Raw genomic sequence first — 18,411 nt, 5'->3', positions numbered from 1 at the left:
CACAGCGAGTCCTCATGGAATCCAGAGCCCTGCGCATCGCCCTGATCGGTGATTACGATCCGCAAGTCACTGCCCACCAGGCCATCCCGGTCGCCCTTGGTCTGGCGGCGGAACACCTTCGCCGTCCGATCGAGTTCGAATGGTTGGCCACCGACCGAATCCTGCCCGAGACGCCGCTGCAATCCTTCGACGGCTTCTGGTGTGTGCCGGCCAGCCCCTATAAAAGTGAAGTCGGTGCTCTGCGCGCCATCCGCTTTGCCCGCGAGCAACAGCGACCATTCCTCGGCACCTGCGGCGGTTTTCAACATGCGGTGCTGGAGTTTTCCCGCAACGTACTGGGCTGGGCCGACGCCGAGCATGGCGAAACCTCGCCCGACGCCAGCCGCGCGGTGCTCTCGCCGCTGACGTGTGCGTTGGTGGAAGCACTGGACAGCATTCATCTGGTGCCCGGTTCGTTGATCGCCAAGGCGTACGAAACGTCGCAGATTCACGAAGGCTATCGCTGCCGCTACGGTGTGAATCCGCAGTTCGAAAGGGCGTTGCTGACCCATCAGCTACACGCCACCGGTCACGATGCCTCGGGAGATCTGCGTGCGATTGAATTGAAGGATCACCGGTTCTTTGTCGCCACGCTGTTCCAGCCGGAACGCGCCGCGCTCAAGGGACAATTGCCACCGCTGGTGCGAGCGTTTGTCGAAGCTTGCCTGGAGGCGCAGGCATGATCGCCGATACACCGAAAGCGCCGTACTACGCGGTGATCTTCACTTCAAACCGTACCGATGGCGATCAGGGCTACGCTGAAGCCGCCGAACGCATGCTCGAACTGGCGCGCGAGCAACCGGGTTTTCTCGGTGTCGAGTCGGCTCGCGGCGCGGACGGGCTCGGAATCACGGTTTCGTATTGGCAAAGTGAAGCGGCGATCCTGGCGTGGAAACATCATCCCGAGCACCAGGCGATTCGTGAACGCGGGCGTTCGACCTGGTACTCGGGTTTTCATACGCGGGTGTGCAAAGTGGAGCGCGATTATCGATTCGGATGATCAGCCCTTCACCAGGCTACGCACCGCCTCAATTTCCGGCACCTCGCGCTTGTTCATATAAATGCGCAACGGCTCGGTGATGTTGATCCGGTCATCGATGTTCTGATCCAGCAGCAACTGGATCAGCTCACGCTTGAGGGTCATGGTCTGTTCAGTGGCCGGTGCCCAGACGAATTCGCTGCACGGAATGATGCCGTCATCGGCCACGTCCATGCCGAACGAATCCTCACTGAAGCGCACGATGTACTGGCCGGTCTTGCGGTTGAGGCCGACGAAGCCCTTGAGGCCGTCGGCAGCCTGGCAGATGAGTTGCGATGTGATGCGCATGGTAAACCTCACGAAAAGAATCGATGGTCTACACGCAGGGCAATGCGTGGCGCGCCCTCTGCCGGGGCGGTTGCCGTGGCCAAGCGTACTGCAAACGAACGCACAAAAGTGCGCAAATTTTCGCTTTCAGTACGTTTATGTCGGTCTCGCGATAGCAGGTTTTCGTTTGAGTTGCTAAAAGGTACATCTTTGAAAATGCCTGCGAAAGGAACTCGATAATGCCCGCCACTTTCACCAAAAGCGCACTGCTGCTGAGCCTGATGCTCGGCCTCGGTCAGGCCCACGCCGCCAGCCAGCCGAGTCCTGCTGCGCTCGCTGCCTCCGAGGGCATTCCGCGCCCGGCGGTAATCGCCCACCGTGGCGCGTCCTTCGATGCCCCGGAATCCACCGCTGCGTCCTACAAACTGGCCCGCGACCTGGGCGCCGATTACCTGGAAATGGACTTGCAGCGCAGCAAGGACGGCGTGCTGTTCGCCCTGCACGACGACAATCTGCAGCGCACCACCGACGTCGCCACCAAGTTTCCGGAGCGCAAGGACAGCCCGGCCAATGCTTTCACCATGGCCGAACTGAAAACCCTCGACGCCGGCAGTTGGTACAACGCCCAGTACCCGGATCGCGCGCGCCCGTCCTACGTCGGTCTGAAGATTCTGACCCTGGACGAAATCATCGACATCGCCCAGGCCAATCCGAAGCACAAACCCGGCCTGTACATCGAAACCAAGGAGCCGAAGCTGTTCCCGGGGATCGAGCATGACCTGAAGGAAAAACTCCAGGATCGCGGCTGGTTGAGCCCGGCCGGTTCGAAACTGGCGAAAAGCGCTCTCGGTGTCGGCCAGGGCAAAGGCAAGGTGATCCTGCAGACCTTCGAGAAGAGCAGCCTGGAAATGCTGCAAAAGGAAATGCCGCAGGTGCCGAAGATCCTGTTGCTGTGGGTCGGCGAAGGCAGCATTGAGCCGAAATCCAACGTGACCTTTGCCGAATCCGGCGAGAAGGACAAAAACGCTTTCTACGGCAAGCAGGAACCAAAATCCGAAGCCGAGTTCAAGCAGTGGATCGACTACGCCAAGGCCCAGGGGGCAATCGGCACCGGCCCTTCGGCGAAGCTGACCCACGGCGGCGATCAGAGCTATTCGGACCTGGTGCAGCCCTGGATGAACCAGTACACCCACGATCAGGGCCTGCTGGTGCACGTCTACACCGTGGATGAGCCAGTGGACTTCGAGAAAGTCATGGCCGCCGGCGTCGACGGTATCTTCACCAACCGCGCCAGCGAACTGCTGAAATTCTACAAACGCCCGGCCGCCGCCAGTGTGGATCAGGTGTTGAAGAACAACGGTTTCTGATCTGTAAATCCGGGCGTCAGTATCGCGAGCAGGCTCGCTCCCTCGGGGAGTCCGGCCTGCTCGCTGCGTTTTAAGGGTGAGTTAAGTTGCGGCGATTAACCTGAACTCACTTAAACGAATCACCCAAAGGAATAACCGATGAAAACGTTGACTGCCCTGTTTACCGCCGCCGCCCTGACCCTCACCGCTGGCCTGGCCCAGGCGGATGTTCGCGTTGACCAGATCCCGCAACTGGTCAAGGAAGGCAAGATCAAGTCGCTGGAGTCGATGAACGAACAAGCGCTGAAACTGCACCCGGGCGCGACCATCACCGACACTGATCTGGATAACCATTTCAACGGTTATGAGTACGAAGTTGAACTGAAAACTGCCGACGGCAAAGAGTTCGATGTGGACTTCGATGCCACCACCGGCAAAGTGTTGAGCAACAAGCAAGACACCTGATTGGCCGATAAAACAACGCCGCACGACTTTTGGGTTGTGCGGCATTTTTGTGTCTGTAGTTTGACGAAACCCTTGCTGCGCCTGTGAGTGAAGTCAGTCACTGACCGGTCAGACGCTCAGACGAGCGGTGACGTCGTTCAGTTGGCCGGACAGGCCATGCAGGTTCTGGCTCGCGCTTTCGGTGCGCTGCACGTTGTCGAGGTTGGTGCTGGCGATCGAGGTGATCTCGGTCAGGTTGCGCGAGATGTCTTCGGCCACCGAGGTCTGCTCTTCGGCCGCCGTGGCGATCTGACGGTTCATGTCGCGAATCGCCTCCACCGCGTGGGTGATGCGCTCGAGCATGGCACCGGCCTGGGTCACTTGCTCGACACTTTCATCGCTGCGGGTCTGGCCGCTGTCGATGGCCTGGGCCGCGTCCACCGCGCCGGTCTGCACGCTGTGGATGATCTGGTTGATCTCGATGATCGATTCCGCCGTGCGCTGCGCGAGGTTGCGCACTTCGTCGGCGACCACCGCAAAACCACGCCCGGCCTCACCGGCGCGGGCCGCTTCGATGGCGGCGTTGAGCGCCAGCAGGTTGGTCTGCTCGGCGATTCCGCGAATCACTTCCAGCACCTTGCCGATGCGGCCGCTGTCCGCCTCCAGACGGCGGATCACCGTGGCGGTGTTGGCGATTTCGCCGCGCATCTGGGTGATGCTGTGGATGGTGCTCTGCATGACCTTCTCGCCCTGTTGCGCGGACTGGTCGGCATCGTCGGCAGCACGCGCCGCGTCGGCCGCATGACGGGCGACTTCCTGGGCGGTGGCGGACATTTCGTTCATCGCCGTGGCCACTTGATCGGTGCGGTTGAACTGCTCGTTGGTGCCACCGGCCATCAGCGTGGCGATGGCGTTCAACTCGCCGCTGGCGCTGTCCAGATCCTTGGCGCTGCGTTGCAGGTGATTGAAGGTTTCGGCGAGGAAGTCGCGCAGGGTGTTGGCGGCAGCGGCCAGATTGCCCAGTTCGTCCTGACGGTCGCTGGCCACGCGCTCGACCAGCCGGCCCTTGCTCAACTGGGTGACGTAGTCGATGAGTTTGCGGATCGGCTCGACCAGGTTGCGGTTGACCAGCCACAGGCTCAGCAAACCGATCAACAGACCGGACGCGAGCATCACCAACAACCCCAGCCACACGGTGCGATCGGCACTGGCGCGGATCTGCGTCGATTGCTCGGTGCCCTGTTTGCGCAGTTCGGCCACCAGCTCGCTCATCTGGTCACTGGCGGCACGGTCAACGCCTTTGACGGCGGCATCGCCCGCGGTCGGATCGGCACTGGCGGCGACGTAGGCATCGCGGCCCTTCTGGTACGCAGCGCCGAGCAGACGATGTTCTTCGCGCAGGCGTTCGATGCGGGTTTTCAGCGCAGGCTCAAGACCCTGCTGGTTGGCCAGCTCGCCGAGGATCCTCTGCACATCGCGTTGACGGTCTTCGAACTGGCCCCAGTACTTGGCCAGATCCGCCGGTTGCTTGCCGCGCAGCAGAACGTTTTTCCACTCCTGAACCTGCACCTTGAATTGCAGGTTGGCTTCGTCGATCAGTTGCGAGGTGTGCAAGGGGCCGGCGATCAACTGGCTGTAACTTTGCACGCCATTGGACAAGAAGTGAAAGCAGGCCAGCGCGATCAACAGCATCGCCAACAGGCTGCCGCTCAACAGGGCGAGAATTTGCGCTCTCAGGGATTTTTGCAGCATCACAGGTACTCAGGACAGGGATGAGGCACGCCCGGTAAGACGTGAATTGTTGCCGGACATCCGTGTCGGCGGACCTTGGCTCATGGCCGAAGGCGCGCAACCTAACTCATGCGTGATCGGCGTGCCAGCGCCCTTCTTGAGAAAAATCCGACCGCCGGTAACGCGTTGATTTGACGTCATTTTGCTGTCACACAACGGTCATGTGACATGGCGATGATGCGGCTCAGGTGAATCTGCAAATCCCGCGACAGACGCCTCCTCGCAGCGAGCCTTCATGAACCACAGCCTCGATATCAGCCATCGTGATCCTGACCTGTTCGGCCTGCTTTACGGCTTTCGGTTTCGCCCCGGCGAACGCGGGCGCGAGGTGGATTCGGCGACTGCCCTGCGCTGCCTGCAAGACGATAGCGACAGCGATGAATTTCTCTGGCTGCACCTGAACCTGGCCCACGCCGCGTGCGAGCGCTGGATGAAAAGCCATCTGCAATTGCCCGAAGAGTTTTTCGAAGCGCTGCACGAAGGTTCGCGCTCGACCCGCATCGAGCATGTGGACTCGGCACTGCTGGCGGTGGTCAACGATGTGGTGTTCAACCTCAGCAGCATGGTGTCGTCGGACGTGTCGACGCTGTGGGTCTGCGTGCGCAGCCAACTGATCGTCAGTGCACGTCTGCAACCGCTGCATTCGGTGGACAAGCTGCGTTCTTCGGTGAAGGCCGGCGAGTGTTTTCGTTCGCCGTCGGAACTGCTGGTGCACCTGTTGCGCGATCAGGGCGAAGTGCTGACCCAGATCGTGCGCAAGACCAGCATGAGCGTCGATCAAGTCGAGGACGAATTGCTGTCCTCGCGACTGTCGACCAACCGCGCCGAACTCGGCGCCAACCGGCGAGTGCTGGTGCGCCTGCAACGGCTGCTGGCGCTGGAACCGGGTTCGCTGTTGCGCCTGCTCAACCGGCCGCCGCCGTGGTTACAGAAGGAAGACGTGAAGGAGTTGCGCAAGTCCACCGAGGAGTTCGCGCTGATCATCAACGACCTCACGGCTCTGGGCGAGCGGATCAAGCTGTTGCAGGAAGAGATCGCCGCCAACCTCAACGAACAGAGCAACCGCACGCTGTTCACCCTGACCGTGGTCACCGTGCTGGCGCTGCCGATCAACATCATCGCCGGTTTCTTCGGCATGAACGTCGGCGGTGTGCCGCTGGCGACCGATCCGCAGGGGTTCTGGATTCTGGTGGCACTGGTGGCGACGTTTACCGTGATCGCCGGGCGCTGGGCGTTTCGCAAGCGTCGCGATTACTAAGCGCGGACTGACCCTGCCGCTCGTTCCCACGCTCCGCGTGGGAATGCATCAAGTGACGCTCTGCGTCCCGGGCGGCGTTACCACGCAGAGCGTGGGAACGATCTTCAGTCAGAAGACCAACGGTGCGGCTAATCCACTGAACACTGATCTGTCGCAGCCTCTCTGCAATATTTAGCAACGATCATGGGCAACATTCCTTCCCCGCTCAGGATTGTCCCTCCATGGCTACGCCCTCCCTGACCGCCAGCCCGGCCTCCGCTGCCAGTGGCAGACCGGCCCTCGACATGCAAACCGGCCCGTTCACCTACGTGGTGTTTTTCGCGGTGCTGGCGATGGGACTGTTGTTCACCGCCTACAGCCTGATGCACGACATGCACGAACTCGGCACGGTGGTCACCACCTGGACACCGTTTCTACTGCTCGGCGTGGCGTTGTTGATTGCCCTGGGCTTCGAGTTCGTCAACGGTTTTCACGACACGGCCAACGCTGTGGCGACGGTGATTTACACCCATTCGCTGCCGCCGCATTTCGCGGTGGTCTGGTCGGGGCTCTTCAACTTCCTCGGCGTGCTGCTATCGAGTGGCGCGGTAGCGTTCGGCATCATTGCGTTGTTGCCGGTGGAGCTGATTCTGCAAGTCGGTTCGTCCGCCGGTTTCGCGATGATCTTTGCGCTGCTGATCGCGGCGATCCTGTGGAACCTAGGCACCTGGTGGCTGGGCCTGCCGGCCTCGTCATCGCACACGCTGATCGGTTCGATCATCGGCGTCGGCGTGGCCAACGCCCTGATGCATGGCCGCGACGGCACCAGCGGTGTGGACTGGGCCCAGGCGACCAAGATCGGTTACGCGCTGCTGCTGTCGCCGCTGGTGGGTTTCGGTTGCGCGGCGCTGTTGCTGCTGGCGTTGCGCGCGTTCGTGAAGAATCGTTCGCTGTACAAGGCACCGGAAGGCAACACCCCGCCGCCGTGGTGGATTCGTGGTTTGCTGATCCTGACCTGCACCGGCGTGTCCTTTGCCCATGGTTCCAACGACGGCCAGAAAGGCATGGGCCTGATCATGCTGATTCTGGTCGGCACCCTGCCGATGGCTTATGCGCTGAATCGCACCATGCCGGAAGAACAGTCGCTGCAATTCGCCGCCGTCGCCCAAGTGACCCAGCAGGCGCTGGTAAAAAGTGCGCCACTGCCGACACCGGCCGATCCACGCGCCGTGCTCTCGGATTACGTGCGCAGCAAGCAAGCCACGCCGCAACTGATCCCGGCTCTCGCCTCCCTGACCGGACACATCGGTGAAGAGGTCAAAGGCTACGGCTCGCTGGCGAAAGTCCCGGCCGAGGCCATGGGCAACGTGCGCAACGACATGTACCTGGCCAGCGAAACCATTCGCCTGATGGACAAGAACAAGGTCGGCAGCTTCGACGCCGACACCAGCGGCAAGCTGCAACTGTTCAAGCAACAGATCGACAACGCCACCCGGTTCATCCCGCTGTGGGTGAAGATCGCGGTGGCGATTGCCTTGGGGCTGGGCACCATGGTCGGCTGGAAGCGGATCGTGGTCACGGTCGGCGAAAAGATCGGCAAGACCCACCTGACCTATGTCCAGGGCGCCTCGGCGGAAACCGTGGCGATGCTGACCATCGGCGCCGCCGACATGTTCGGTCTGCCGGTGTCGACCACCCATGTGTTGTCCTCGGGCGTGGCCGGGACCATGGTCGCCAATGGTGGCGGCTTGCAGATGAAGACCATCCGCAATCTGCTGATGGCGTGGGTGCTGACCTTGCCGGCGGCGATTCTGCTGTCGGGCAGCCTGTATTGGCTGTTTACCCAGATCTTCTGATCCAGCCGACTCCCTGTGCGGGGCTGTGCTTCCACAGGGATTTGCGGCAGAAATCAGAGCGTCGAACGAATCAAATCCCCCAACCAATCCATGAACACCCGCACCCGCAACGGCAGATGCCGCTGCCTCGCGTACAACAACGAAATGCCCATCGCCGGCGCGGTGTATTGCGGCAGCACGGTGACGATCTCGCCGCTGTCCAGATAGGTGTTCATGCCGGTGCGCGGCACCTGAATCAGACCAAACCCGCCCAGGCACGCCGACTCGTAGGCATCGGTGCTGTTGACCGTCACACTGCCGGCCATCGGCACGCGGTGAACCTGCCCGTCCTGCTCGTAGACAAACCCTTCCGAGCGCGAACCCAGCACACCGACGTAGTGCACCAACCGATGCTGCGCCAGATCCTCCAGCGTCTGCGGCACGCCGTAGCGCTGCAGATAGGCAGGGCTGGCGCAGTTGATCATGCTGAAATCCCCCAGGTGCCGCGCCACCACCGACTGATCGGGCTGCGCGCCGATGCGAACCACGCAATCGAAGCCTTCGGCAAGCAGGTCGACCCGGCGATCGGTGCTGCTGATTTCCAGTTCCAGGTTCGGATGGCGCGCCATGAACTCCGGCAGCTTCGGCAGGATTAGCCGTCGCGACAGAATGTTCGGCATATCGACCCGGATCCGCCCGGTCAGCGACGCTTCGTCCTGACGGAACAGGTTCTCGATTTCGTCCATGTGCGACAGCAGATCCTTGCTGCGCTCGTACAGCGCGAGACCGTCCTGAGTCGCCTGGACCTTGCGTGTGGTGCGTTGCAGCAGGCGCGTGCCGAGCAAGGTTTCCAGCGCCTGCACCTGCTCGGATACCGTCGAGCGCGGCACCCCCAGACTCTCCCCGGCCATCGTAAAACTCGACAATTCGCTGACCCGGACGAAGGTGCGCAGCAGTTCCAGTTTGTTCATGGGCCACCTCTCAATTGTTCGAATAATCCGACCAGTGATTCCGGTTTCAGTCTGTTTATCACCTCATGGCGGATAAATAAACTTTGCCCCATCAACCGTAACCGCCATCGAGGAAGACCCATGAACCGCAAAATCGCATTGATCACCGGTGCCAGCCGTGGCCTCGGCAAGAACGCCGCCCTGCACCTCGCCGCGCAAGGCGTGGACATCATCGGCACCTACAACAGCCGCGCCGATGACGCCCAGGCGCTGGTCCAGGAACTGGAAACACTCGGCGCCAAGGCCGTAATGCTGCAACTGGATGTGGGCCGCAGCGAAGGCTTTGCCGAGTTCGCCGTGCGGGTCGGGCAGGTGCTGCAACAACTTGGGCAGCCACGCTTCGACTTTCTGATCAACAACGCCGGGATTGGTGTGCATGCGTCGTTCGCCGACACCACTCCGGAGCAGTTCGACCTGCTGATGAATGTGCAATTGAAAGGGCCGTTCTTCCTGACTCAGCAACTGCTGCCGCTGATCAATGATGGCGGGCGGATCATCAACATCTCCAGCGGTCTGGCCCGCTTCACCCTGCCGGGTTATGCCGCCTATGCGGCGATGAAAGGCGCGATGGAAGTGCTGACCCGTTATCAGGCCAAGGAGTTGGGCGCGCGACAGATCGCCGTGAACATCCTGGCGCCGGGCGCCATCGAAACCGACTTCGGCGGCGGCGCGGTGCGCGACAATTCGGCGCTGAACGCGATGGTCGCCAGTAACACTGCGCTGGGCCGTGCCGGGCAGCCGGATGACATTGGCGGTGCACTGGCGCTGCTGCTGTCGCCGGGGGCGCAGTGGATCAACGGTCAGCGGATTGAAGCGTCGGGCGGGATGTTTCTTTAAGGTTCAAACGAGTCCAGACACCACAATCGCAGCCCTCGCAGGCTGCGATTGTTTGTTTCAGCTCTGACACGTGTTGCGCATCACCAGCCGCTCGCGCAGCACGTCATAACCCCAGTGGTAGACGTAGGTGTACGGCAGGAAAAACAGCAGCACGCCGATGTCGAGCAGAAACGCCTGCCACAGGCTGACCGACAGCCACCAGGCAATCAGCGGCACGCCCATCACGATCAACCCGCCCTCGAACAGCAGCGCATGCGCCACTCGCACCCAGGCGTTGTGAGCGATGTTCCAGCGCTTGAGCATCCGGTCGAAGAAGCCGTTGAACACCACGTTCCAACCCAGGGCCAGCAACGCGATGAAGAGAGTGACGGCGCCCATTTCGACCAGCGGTTTGCCCATGATCCACGCCAGCAACGGGGTACAGATCAGGATCGCCAGCAGTTCGAAACCGATGGCCTGGAAGAGACGTTCAGTGATGGATTTGTGGGCAGTCATGGCCGAAGTCCTCTGTGAAGATGGTTGCCATGATCCAGCACCGAACCGATACTTCATAACCAATAACCATCGACCAAGGCGATAGTTCATGGCCTCTCAGGAAGTGTTGCTCGCATTTGTCCAGGCGGCGACTCAAGGCTCGTTTTCAGCGGCCGCGCGCAAACTCGGGCGCAGTCAGTCGACCGTGAGTGCAGCGGTGGCCAGTCTGGAGATTGATCTGGATCTGGTGCTGTTCGACCGCAGCAGCCGCAAGCCGACCCTGACCCCGGCCGGCCACGTGATGCTGCAACGGGCCGAGGCCATTCTGGCGGCCACCAGCCGCCTGGAAATGACCGCTCGGCAATTGGCCCAGGGCGTCGAACCCAAGCTCACGGTGGCGATTTCCGACACTTATCAATCCGACCGCTTTGAGGCGGCACTGGTGGGTTTCGAACAGCGATATCCGGATCTGGAACTGGAGTGTTTGATCGCCGAGTGCGATGACCTGGTCGAACTGGTGCAGCGTGGTCGGGCGCATCTGGCGTTCGCCGAGATGCAGGACAGTTACCCACCGGATCTGGCGACTGCAACCGTCGCCGAACGCACTGAAATCGCCTTGTTCGTAGGGCGTGGCCATCCGTTGGCGACGCAGGAATCCATCGACCAGACGGTCCTTGAACAGCATCGCGAGCTGCGCCTGGCGACCATCGTCAATCCTTACGACAGTCGCGGCAAAGGCCGGGTGTGGTCGGCGCCGAGTTATCTGATGCTGCTGGAAATGGCCGAAAAAGGTTTCGGCTGGGCCCCGCTGCCGCGCTGGCTGGTGGAGCGTTTCGGCAATGATCTGCTGGTCGAGTTGAAAGTGCGCGGCTGGCCGAAGCCGGTGTTCGTCGATGCGCTATGGTCGCGGCTGTACCCGCCGGGGCCGGCGGGGAGCTGGTTGCTCAGCAAGATGCTGGAATAGCTCAGGCCGCCTCGATGGCTGCCGGGCGATTGACCTGAAAATACTCATGCAACCCGCGCATCGTCGGCAACTCCAGGGCCTGCGCCGCATAACACAACCCCACCCGCCGGGTCGGCGCCGGCAGGTGCAGCGTGCGCACGACGATGCGCTCATGCCCGCTGACCAGCGACTGCGGCAACATCGCCACGCCAACGCCCGCCGCCACCATGTGCAACGCCTGTTGCAGTGAACCGGCCTGCCCCGCCACCGTTTCCGGCGAGCGTCCGTACAGCGCCATCAAGCGTTGATGGGACGGATGCTGCGGGCAAGTGATCCAGTCCTCAATGGGCGCCCAGCCCGCCTGCACGTTGGCCATCGGATGGTCGAAGGGCAGCGCCATCACATAGGGTTCTTCCCATAGCGGCAGGAACAGTTCGTCTTCGCAGCACATCTCTTCGACCGCCAACCGACCGTCACCGTGACAGCCCTCCTCCAGCGTCAGCAGCAGATTGGGCAACGCCTGATGGGCCAGGCGCACGAAGGCTTCGATATGGCTGGCGGCGATGTCGCCCTCGATACCGAGGGTCAGCGGCGCACGGTTTTCGCGGCCGCGAAACATCCGGCTCAATGCCTCGGACTCGGCCACCATCCGCCGCGCCTGCGGATACAGAAGTCGCGCTTCGTCGCTGACGTCCACACCACGGGGCTGACGCACAAACAGCGTCGCACCGAGTTCTTCTTCCAGCTGTTTGATGGTCACCGACAACGTGGGCTGGCTGATGAACAGCCGTTGCGCGGCAGCGGTGATGTTGCGTTCTTCAAACACCGCGAGGAAGGCTTTGAGATGGCGGATATCCATAGGAGATTCCGATAGCAGACAGAGGAATAAGGCATTTTTCAGCCTCCAGCGGGCTAAATATACTGCGCCACGAATCTGGTTATTTGTTTTTCTTATCTCAGGAGTTCAACCATGAGCAAGCCCTTGATCATCATCACCGGCGCCAGCTCGGGCATCGGCGAAGCCACCGCCCGCCGCTTCAGTGCTGCCGGCCACCCGCTGCTGTTGCTGGCCCGGCGTATCGAACGCCTTGAAGCACTGGCACTGCCGAACAGCCTCAGCCGCCGCGTCGACATCACTGACCGCGCCGCGTTGCTGGCCGCCGTTGCCGAGGCCGAAGCGCAATTTGGCCCGGCCGATGCGCTGATCAACAACGCCGGGGTGATGCTGCTGGGCGAGATGAGCAAACAGGACCCGGCGCAGTGGGACCAGATGCTCGACGTCAACGTGAAGGGTTTGCTCAACGGCGTGCACGCGGTGGTCGCCGGGATGATCGAGCGCAGGCACGGCACGATCATCAACGTCAGCTCGGTGGCCGGACGCAAGACCTTCCCGAACCATGTGGCCTATGTCGGGACCAAGTTTGCGGTGCACGGGTTGTCGGAGAACCTGCGTGAAGAGTTGTCGCCACATAACGTGCGGGTGACCACGATTGCGCCGGGTGCGGTGGAAACCGAATTGCTGAGCCACACCACGGATGAAGCGATCAAGACTGGCTACCAGGCTTGGAAACAGGACATGGGGGGCACGGTATTGAGTGCCGAAGATGTGGCGACGGCGATTGCCTATGCGTATGGGCAGCCGCAGGGGGTTTGTATTCGCGAGATTGTGATGGCAGCTACGCGCCAGCAGGCCTAAAAGCAAAAGCAAGAAGCAAAAGCGCCCTCACCCCAGCCCTCTCCCTCCGGGAGGGACTAGGGTGAGGGCAAGCGATCCAGAGCCCAAAGCCGCCCTTCAATAAACCGCCGCTCCGGCGCCTGCCGGGTCAGTTCCAAGGCTCGCCGGTAAGCCGCCCGAGCCTCCTCAACCCGCCCCAACTGCCGACAAAACTCCGCCCGCGCCGAATGCGCCAAGTGGTAATCCTGCAACTCGCCGCGCTGCAGAATCCCTTCAACCAGGGTCAACCCCGCCCACGCCCCATCACGCTTGGCCACCGCCACCGCCCGGTTCAACTCGATCACCGGCGACGGCACCGCCCGCAGCAACACGTCATACAGCCCGACGATCTGCGCCCAGTCCGTCTCCCTCGCCGTCGGCGCCTCGGCATGCACCGCCGCAATCGCAGCCTGCAGGCAGTAAGGCCCGAAGCGCCCCGTGGTCAGCGCCTTTTCCACCAGATCGCAGCCTTCGGCAATCAGCTCGGCATTCCACAATCCGCGATCCTGATCCTCCAGCAAGATCAGTTCACCGCTTGGCGTGGAGCGCGCCGAGCGCCGCGATTCGTGCAACAACATCAACGCCAGCAATCCCATGACTTCCGGATCCGGCAACAACTCCAGCAGCAACCGCCCGAGACGGATCGCCTCGCGGGTCAGGTCTTCGCGGGTGACCTGGGCGCCGCCGGATGCCGAATACCCCTCGTTGAACACCAGATAAATCACCCGCAACACGCTGTCGAGGCGTTCGGGCAATTCACTCAGGCTCGGGACTTGATAGGGGATTTTCGCGTCGCGGATCTTCGCCTTGGCGCGCACGATGCGCTGGGCAATCGCCGCCGGGGCCGAGAGGAATGCGCGGGCGATTTCTTCGGTGGTGAGGTCGCAGACTTCACGCAGGGTCAGCGGCACTTGCGCGTCCGCCGCCAGCGCTGGGTGGCAGCAGGTGAAGATCAGGCGCAGGCGATCGTCTTCCACGTCTTCAGTGTCCCATTCGGACTGTTCCAGTTCTTCCAGTTGCGCCAGCAACAACGGCTGCGAGGCCTTGAACCGTGCGCGACGGCGTAACACGTCGATCGCCTTGAAGCGCCCGGTGGACACCAGCCAGGCTCGCGGATTGTCCGGCACGCCGTCGCGCTGCCAGCGCTCGACCGCGACGAAGAACGCCTCGTGCAAGGCTTCTTCGGCGAGGTCGAAATCGCCGAGCAGACGGATCAGGGTCGCGAGGATCCGCCGCGAGTCTTCGCGATAGACCTGCTCGACCCGCGCCCTGACCTCAGACATTCAACTGGCGCACGGGACGCACTTCGACACTGCCGACCCGGGCCGCCGGAATGTTGCCGGCGACCTGAATCGCTTCGTTGAGATCCCGCGCGTCGATCAGGTAGAAGCCGGCCAGCTGCTCCTTGGTCTCGGCAAACGGGCCGTCGGTGATCGACAGTTTGCCGTTGCGCATGCGCACCGTGGTGGCGGTCTGCACCGACTCCAGCGCTTCGGCGGCGACCATCCGGCCGCTGCCCTGGATCGACTCGGCGTAGGCCCAGCACTCGGCGTCTTCCGGGCTGTCGGGCGACGAATGCAGCAGGCGTTCATCGCTGTAGACCAGGCATAAATACTTCATGGCGTTCTCCTGAATCGGACGGATCAACTATGGCTGAAGATCAGGGTTTCACATCGAACAGGGTCGCGCCGCTCATCGGGTCGAACGGCGCCGACCAGTGCTCGTGAACAATTTTCCACGCACCGCCGATCTGCCGATAGCAGGCGGTGACGCGCATCCAGCAGCTCTGGGTTTCGCCTTTTTCATTGGTGCCGCCGCAATTGGCGACCCAGTGGGCGAAGGCGATGTTGTCGGCGGTCTCGATGGCGATTTCGTGGAACTCGAAAATGTGCGGGCCAGGGCACATTTCCATGCAATCCACCCAGTGCGCGCGGTAGGCCGGTTTGCCCTTGAATTGCAGGGCCTTGATGGCATCGAAGGAAAGGATGTCGTCGGCGTACAGAGCCATGACTTTTTCCACATCCTTGGTCATCACCGCCTCGCGGTAGGTGTCGATCAGAGTTCGAATCTGCGCTTGCGTACTCATAGGGTTTCTCCCTGGTTTTTGTTGTGAAGACACCCTTAGTCGTTCGGCGATTTGCCGGATCGACAACCGAAACAAAAAATTTCCGAAGAAGACAAAATCGCTAGAATCCGAGGCTCATCTTTGTAGGAAAAAGGAAATTCCCGTGTCAGCCCGACTCGTGCCTTACGAAAGCCTGAACGCCACCCAACGCCAACAGGTCGAGGCCATTGAAATCCACGCCGAGCAGATCAAGTTCTCCGGCGACATCCACGGCGCCCTGCACACGCTGCTGTCGAAACCCGGCCCCGGCGTAAAAGGTTTTGCGCTGCTGGCCGAAGACGTGCCGGTGGCCTTCCTGCTGCTCAAACGCCCGCCGGTGTTGCCGGAATGGGCCGATGAACACAGCGCCACCCTGCATGCGTTGCAGGTCGATCACCGCGCCCAGGGCAAGGGTTATGGCAAGGCTTGCCTGCTGGCGTTGCCGGACGTTGCGCGTCAGGCCTGGCCGGACATCAAAGGGCTGGAACTGTCGGTGGACGCCGACAACGACGCCGCGATTGCGCTGTACGCCAAGTACGGTTTCGTCGACAGCGGCGAAGCCTACATGGGGCGCATCGGTTACGAGCGGCGCATGGGGTTGTTCTTCTAATCGTCGAGGGAGCAACGATGATCGATTCAATCGAAGCGCTGCAAGCCATCTACGGACGGCCCCACGAGCGGGCGGTGCGCAAACAGATCGGTTTTCTCAACGAGGACTATCAGGCGATGGTCCGGGTCTCGCCGCTGGTGATTGTCAGCTCGGTGGGCGCCGATGGCATCGACGGTTCCCCGCGCGGCGATGCGCCGGGGTTTGTGCGGATCATCGACGAGCGCACCCTGGCCCTGCCGGATCGCCCCGGCAACAACCGCATCGATACCTTGCGCAACGTGCTGCACGATCCGCGAGTGTCGCTGCTGTTCATCATTCCGGGAATTGGCGAGACATTGCGGGTCAGCGGTACGGCGACCATCAGCGCTGACCCCGAGTTGCTGGAAAGCTTCGCGGTGAATGGCAAACCGGCGCGCACGGTGTTGCTGGTGACGGTGGAGGCGGCGTTCTTTCATTGCTCCAAGGCATTCGTGCGTTCGGATGCGTGGAACCCTGAAACCCACTTGCCGCGCTCGGCGCTGCCGACGGCGGGCGCGTTTCACAAGCGGCTGAATGATGGGCAGTTTGATGCCGAGGCCTACGACCGTGAGGCCCCGAAGCGAGTGCTCGACACGCTGTACTGACCAAAACTTGCAAACACCATTTTCCCTTGTGGGATTTGCAGTGTTCTTCAGAGGGTCAGAATCATCTCGTGCCACGCCATACCGCCGTGGTCGGATTCGGACGGTTTGATGTAGGCGAAGCCAAACCCGGCATACAGCGGAATATGTTTTTCCTTGCACATCAGGTGAATCGTCGCCTTGCCCTGCTCGCGCATGCGTTCGATGAATTCCCCCAGCAGACGCTTGGCCAGGCCCAGCCCCTGATAATCGGGGTGCACCACCACCGACATGATCACCACGTTCGGACCGGCCGGGTCGTGGCCGATCAGTTCCTTGAACGCCTCGTCGGACATCTGCACGTCAAACGCCGCGCCGGAGTTGATGAAGCCGGCCACCTGCCCGTCCACCTCGGCGACGATGAAACCGTCCGGCCAGGTGGCGATGCGCGTGGCGATCTTCTCGCGGGTCGCGGCTTCGTCGCCCTCATAGGCGAGGGTTTCGATGGCGTAGCAGCGATCCAGGTCGGCGGCGGTGACGTGGCGGATGACGGTGTTCATGGCGGCTCGAAATCAGTAAAAACAGGGCCGCCAAGGATAAAGGAATAAGGTGTTCATATCGATCCGCCTGGGGGGCGTAAAGCCTGCGTATAAGCGCTTTTCTTCGGATTCGGGACGGTCTATTTCTGAGACCTGACTCTTATCACCCGAGGGGGAAGCGTTTATGAGCAGCGTGGAAATCGGTTTGTTGATGGTGTTGGGCATCAGCTTCTTCGGCTTCATCACCCTGGGCATCGACCTGTTGCGGGCACGACGGATCAAGGGCAAATAGGGCTCGACCGGCAGCGCGAAACGGGTTCGCGCTGCCGGTTGCCGATCAGGTTTTCTTTTCGACCGGGACGCAGATTTCCAGCTTGCCGGTCTTGAGCTTCGGGTTGAAATCGGCGCTGTAGCGCTCCAGCTCCGGGGCGTTGAGCCCTTTGTATCCGGACGCCGGCAGCCAGCTGTTGTAGATGTAATCAAGGGTCTGCGGCAACTGATCCAGCGACCCCCTGTGTTCGAATACCGCGTATTGGCGTGGCAGGATTTCGATCCACGGATACTTTTCCTGGGGAAAGTCATCGAGCTTGCGGATTTCGACACCGGCCATGTAATCGAAACCGCCGTTGCCGTCGAAATTGCTGCAAACGCCGTAGGTCACTTCGCCCTTCTGTCCCGGAATATTTCCGATGTGCGGGATGAGTTTTTCCCACAGTGCAGGGATGTCCTGAACGGTCTCTTTGGTGAAGCGATCGCGAAAACCTGCAATCAGCAGGAAGTGTCCATGTTCGAAGCGAGGTTCAGCCACTTCGACGCGTTTTTGCTCATCCATGACGCGACTCCTTGAACGAAAAAAGTGGGTTCGGCTGGGAGTATAGAAGCCAAACCCGATTCGCACATTTACAGCGTATGCAGGGCGTCGATGGCACCGGAACCGACGAACTCGTTATAACCGGATACGATCACGTAGACCGCGAAATAGCAGAAGATCGCTGCAGATGCCAGGTAGGAATAGCGCAGCAGCTTGTCACCGAGCAACTTGCCGCCATGGCTCGCGGCGAAGCACAGTCCCGCCGACCACAACAACCCGGCACTCAGGAAGCCGCCGAGGAACAGCGCCGAGCTCAAAGGACCGCCGCCACCGGAACGGGCGATCAACGTCCCCCCCACCGCCGCAAACCAGAGGATGGCGCTTGGCGACGACATGGCCAGAAAGATCCCACGGAAGAATTCCTTGCGATGGGAGTTCTGGCCGACTTCGGCGGTCGCCGCCAATTGCGCTTCGTGGTGGATCGCCGAATAGATCATCTTCGCCGCGAAATAGATCAACAGCGCCGAACCGCCGATCCACAACACCCAGCGCACGGTTTCGTACTGCAGCAGAACGGTCATCCCGGCCAGTGCCAGCACCGCGTAGATCAAGTCGCCGACGCAAGTGCCGAGGCCCAGGGCGAAGCCCTGGAAATAGCCGCGCTGCATCGCCAGGGTAATCATCGCAATGTTGGCCACGCCGATGTCCAGGCACAGCGAAAGGCTCAGCAAGAAGCCGCTGGTGAATTCCATTAACCGATTTCCTTGGGAAA

Annotated in this window: 22 protein-coding genes and 1 pseudogene; 11 read left to right on the top strand and 12 right to left on the bottom strand. The window is 61.4% G+C overall.

Annotation, left to right across the window (positions count from 1 at the left end; genetic code table 11):
* The first annotated feature begins 14 nt into the window (after nucleotides 1-14).
* Both ACKJSM_RS01970 and ACKJSM_RS01965 read left to right on the top strand, forming a co-directional pair.
* Nucleotides 15-722 carry a CTP synthase gene (locus ACKJSM_RS01970; RefSeq protein ID WP_410236508.1) on the top strand — a complete coding sequence of 236 codons (708 nt, stop codon included), beginning with the start codon at nucleotides 15-17 and terminating at the stop codon, nucleotides 720-722.
* Nucleotides 719-1,039: an antibiotic biosynthesis monooxygenase family protein gene (locus ACKJSM_RS01965; RefSeq protein ID WP_236177860.1), complete on the top strand. Its 321-nt coding sequence runs from the start codon at nucleotides 719-721 to the stop codon at nucleotides 1,037-1,039. The genes ACKJSM_RS01970 and ACKJSM_RS01965 overlap by 4 nt, the downstream gene beginning before the upstream one ends.
* Here ACKJSM_RS01965 and ACKJSM_RS01960 read toward each other — a convergent pair whose 3' ends face one another.
* The gene (locus ACKJSM_RS01960) at nucleotides 1,040-1,366 is read right to left on the bottom strand and encodes a DUF2025 family protein (protein ID WP_410236507.1); all 327 of its coding nucleotides are present in this window, start codon (nucleotides 1,364-1,366) and stop codon (nucleotides 1,040-1,042) included.
* A gap of 218 nt (nucleotides 1,367-1,584) precedes the next feature.
* Here ACKJSM_RS01960 and ACKJSM_RS01955 point away from each other — a divergent pair, with 218 nt between their 5' ends.
* The gene (locus tag ACKJSM_RS01955) at nucleotides 1,585-2,712 is read left to right on the top strand and encodes a glycerophosphodiester phosphodiesterase (protein ID WP_236177858.1); all 1,128 of its coding nucleotides are present in this window, start codon (nucleotides 1,585-1,587) and stop codon (nucleotides 2,710-2,712) included.
* A gap of 138 nt (nucleotides 2,713-2,850) precedes the next feature.
* Entirely contained in the window at nucleotides 2,851-3,156 is a 306-nt protein-coding gene (locus ACKJSM_RS01950) for a PepSY domain-containing protein (protein WP_236177857.1), read from the top strand.
* Nucleotides 3,157-3,264: 108 nt separating this feature from the next.
* On the opposite strand, the gene ACKJSM_RS01945 is transcribed toward ACKJSM_RS01950, so the two are convergent.
* Entirely contained in the window at nucleotides 3,265-3,969 is a 705-nt protein-coding gene (locus ACKJSM_RS01945; RefSeq protein WP_371921029.1) for a methyl-accepting chemotaxis protein, read from the bottom strand.
* Nucleotides 3,970-4,197: 228 nt separating this feature from the next.
* Nucleotides 4,198-4,308: pseudogene (locus tag ACKJSM_RS01940) on the bottom strand (hypothetical protein); the annotation flags it as partial.
* A gap of 853 nt (nucleotides 4,309-5,161) precedes the next feature.
* Here ACKJSM_RS01940 and ACKJSM_RS01935 point away from each other — a divergent pair.
* Complete coding sequence (locus ACKJSM_RS01935) at nucleotides 5,162-6,184, top strand: transporter (RefSeq protein WP_236177855.1); 1,023 nt, start codon at nucleotides 5,162-5,164, stop codon at nucleotides 6,182-6,184.
* Nucleotides 6,185-6,405: 221 nt separating this feature from the next.
* Nucleotides 6,406-8,019 (top strand): inorganic phosphate transporter, encoded by a 1,614-nt coding sequence (locus ACKJSM_RS01930; RefSeq protein ID WP_410236506.1) that lies wholly within the window; start codon nucleotides 6,406-6,408, stop codon nucleotides 8,017-8,019.
* A 53-nt stretch (nucleotides 8,020-8,072) separates the two neighbouring features.
* Here the strand turns inward: ACKJSM_RS01930 and ACKJSM_RS01925 are convergent, their stop codons facing one another.
* Nucleotides 8,073-8,969, bottom strand: coding sequence for a LysR family transcriptional regulator (locus ACKJSM_RS01925; RefSeq protein ID WP_236177853.1), 897 nt, complete (start codon nucleotides 8,967-8,969; stop codon nucleotides 8,073-8,075).
* Between the two features lie 120 nt (nucleotides 8,970-9,089).
* Between ACKJSM_RS01925 and ACKJSM_RS01920 the strand changes: the two genes are divergently transcribed.
* Nucleotides 9,090-9,845 (top strand): SDR family NAD(P)-dependent oxidoreductase, encoded by a 756-nt coding sequence (locus tag ACKJSM_RS01920; protein ID WP_410236505.1) that lies wholly within the window; start codon nucleotides 9,090-9,092, stop codon nucleotides 9,843-9,845.
* A gap of 57 nt (nucleotides 9,846-9,902) precedes the next feature.
* On the opposite strand, the gene ACKJSM_RS01915 is transcribed toward ACKJSM_RS01920, so the two are convergent.
* Nucleotides 9,903-10,340: a multidrug/biocide efflux PACE transporter gene (locus tag ACKJSM_RS01915; RefSeq protein ID WP_236177851.1), complete on the bottom strand. Its 438-nt coding sequence runs from the start codon at nucleotides 10,338-10,340 to the stop codon at nucleotides 9,903-9,905.
* 88 nt (nucleotides 10,341-10,428) lie between these two features.
* Between ACKJSM_RS01915 and ACKJSM_RS01910 the strand changes: the two genes are divergently transcribed.
* Nucleotides 10,429-11,283: a LysR family transcriptional regulator gene (locus ACKJSM_RS01910; RefSeq protein WP_236177850.1), complete on the top strand. Its 855-nt coding sequence runs from the start codon at nucleotides 10,429-10,431 to the stop codon at nucleotides 11,281-11,283.
* Nucleotide 11,284: 1 nt separating this feature from the next.
* Here ACKJSM_RS01910 and ACKJSM_RS01905 read toward each other — a convergent pair whose 3' ends face one another.
* Nucleotides 11,285-12,121 (bottom strand): LysR family transcriptional regulator, encoded by an 837-nt coding sequence (locus tag ACKJSM_RS01905; protein WP_410236504.1) that lies wholly within the window; start codon nucleotides 12,119-12,121, stop codon nucleotides 11,285-11,287.
* Nucleotides 12,122-12,232: 111 nt separating this feature from the next.
* On the opposite strand from ACKJSM_RS01905, the gene ACKJSM_RS01900 reads away from it, so the two are divergent.
* Nucleotides 12,233-12,958, top strand: coding sequence for an SDR family oxidoreductase (locus tag ACKJSM_RS01900; RefSeq protein ID WP_410236503.1), 726 nt, complete (start codon nucleotides 12,233-12,235; stop codon nucleotides 12,956-12,958).
* A 56-nt stretch (nucleotides 12,959-13,014) separates the two neighbouring features.
* Here the strand turns inward: ACKJSM_RS01900 and ACKJSM_RS01895 are convergent, their stop codons facing one another.
* From ACKJSM_RS01895 to ACKJSM_RS01885, 3 genes are read right to left on the bottom strand one after another with little or no spacing between them, the layout of a single operon-like run.
* On the bottom strand, nucleotides 13,015-14,259 hold the full coding sequence (locus ACKJSM_RS01895; protein WP_410236502.1) for an RNA polymerase sigma factor: 1,245 nt from the start codon (nucleotides 14,257-14,259) through the stop codon (nucleotides 13,015-13,017).
* Nucleotides 14,252-14,596, bottom strand: a complete 345-nt coding sequence (locus ACKJSM_RS01890; RefSeq protein ID WP_007951101.1) for a YciI family protein — start codon at nucleotides 14,594-14,596, stop codon at nucleotides 14,252-14,254. The genes ACKJSM_RS01895 and ACKJSM_RS01890 overlap by 8 nt, the downstream gene beginning before the upstream one ends.
* 40 nt (nucleotides 14,597-14,636) lie before the next feature.
* Nucleotides 14,637-15,062, bottom strand: a complete 426-nt coding sequence (locus tag ACKJSM_RS01885; RefSeq protein ID WP_410236501.1) for a YybH family protein — start codon at nucleotides 15,060-15,062, stop codon at nucleotides 14,637-14,639.
* Between the two features lie 142 nt (nucleotides 15,063-15,204).
* Between ACKJSM_RS01885 and ACKJSM_RS01880 the strand changes: the two genes are divergently transcribed.
* Both ACKJSM_RS01880 and ACKJSM_RS01875 read left to right on the top strand, forming a co-directional pair.
* Nucleotides 15,205-15,690, top strand: coding sequence for a GNAT family N-acetyltransferase (locus tag ACKJSM_RS01880; protein WP_410236500.1), 486 nt, complete (start codon nucleotides 15,205-15,207; stop codon nucleotides 15,688-15,690).
* A gap of 17 nt (nucleotides 15,691-15,707) precedes the next feature.
* Entirely contained in the window at nucleotides 15,708-16,313 is a 606-nt protein-coding gene (locus ACKJSM_RS01875) for a pyridoxamine 5'-phosphate oxidase family protein (protein ID WP_410236499.1), read from the top strand.
* Nucleotides 16,314-16,360: 47 nt separating this feature from the next.
* Here the strand turns inward: ACKJSM_RS01875 and ACKJSM_RS01870 are convergent, their stop codons facing one another.
* From ACKJSM_RS01870 to ACKJSM_RS01860, 3 genes are all read right to left on the bottom strand, one after another.
* Nucleotides 16,361-16,849 (bottom strand): GNAT family N-acetyltransferase, encoded by a 489-nt coding sequence (locus ACKJSM_RS01870; RefSeq protein WP_236177836.1) that lies wholly within the window; start codon nucleotides 16,847-16,849, stop codon nucleotides 16,361-16,363.
* 316 nt (nucleotides 16,850-17,165) lie between these two features.
* Entirely contained in the window at nucleotides 17,166-17,660 is a 495-nt protein-coding gene (locus ACKJSM_RS01865) for a GyrI-like domain-containing protein (protein ID WP_236177835.1), read from the bottom strand.
* A gap of 68 nt (nucleotides 17,661-17,728) precedes the next feature.
* Nucleotides 17,729-18,391: a LysE family translocator gene (locus tag ACKJSM_RS01860; RefSeq protein ID WP_410236498.1), complete on the bottom strand. Its 663-nt coding sequence runs from the start codon at nucleotides 18,389-18,391 to the stop codon at nucleotides 17,729-17,731.
* Nucleotides 18,392-18,411: the final 20 nt, after the last annotated feature.

The organism is Pseudomonas sp. PHC1 (assembly GCF_046487845.1).
Lineage (GTDB): Bacteria > Pseudomonadota > Gammaproteobacteria > Pseudomonadales > Pseudomonadaceae > Aquipseudomonas > Aquipseudomonas sputi.
The sequence above is the reverse complement of the archived record's forward strand: the minus strand, read 5'-3'. Positions and strand labels throughout refer to the sequence as shown.